The following is a 612-nucleotide window of genomic DNA, read 5'->3' on the forward strand; positions in this document are numbered from 1 at the left end:
TGGACCGGCCAGAGTTTCATAGACACTCACGAGCCATTTAGCGCGTAGCGCCGCTCAAACTCAATCGGTGAAAGATCGCCGGCGGAACCATGCCGACGAACCGGGTTATAAAACATTTCGATGTAATCGAACAGGTCCGAGGTCGCCGTCGCCCGACTCGGATAGATGCGCCGCTTGATTCGCTCCTTTTTTAGGGCGCTGAAGAAGCTCTCGGCCACGGCATTGTCGTGGCAATTACCGAGCCGGCTCATGCTTGGCACCATATGGTGCGCCTTCAGGAATGACTGCCAGTCATCGCTCGTGAATTGACTACCCTGATCAGAATGCACCATGACACCGGGTCCCGGCTTGCGTTTCCAAACCGCAGCCAACAGCGCCTGTAAAACCAGATCGCTGGTCATTGTCGAGCGCGTAGCCCAGCCGACGATCTGGCGCAAGTACAGATCCATAACAGCCGCCAGATACAGCCAGCCCTCGTAGGTCCGGATGTACGTGATGTCCGTTACCCAGACCCGGTTCGGTGCGGTTGGCGCGAACTCACGGTTCAGCACGTTGGCGATTGCGCCGACCGAACCACCCCGATAGCGGGGCTTGCTGCCATAGCCCACTTCT

1 protein-coding gene is annotated in these 612 nt (G+C 58.0%); it reads right to left on the reverse strand.

From position 1 onward, the window contains the following. Positions 1 to 26 precede the first annotated feature (26 nt). Positions 27 to 612: IS3 family transposase (locus WS61_RS32185; RefSeq protein ID WP_059506706.1), on the reverse strand; the 586-nt coding region annotated here is incomplete at its 5' end.

This window comes from Burkholderia sp. ABCPW 11, from assembly GCF_001523445.1.
Lineage (GTDB): Bacteria > Pseudomonadota > Gammaproteobacteria > Burkholderiales > Burkholderiaceae > Burkholderia.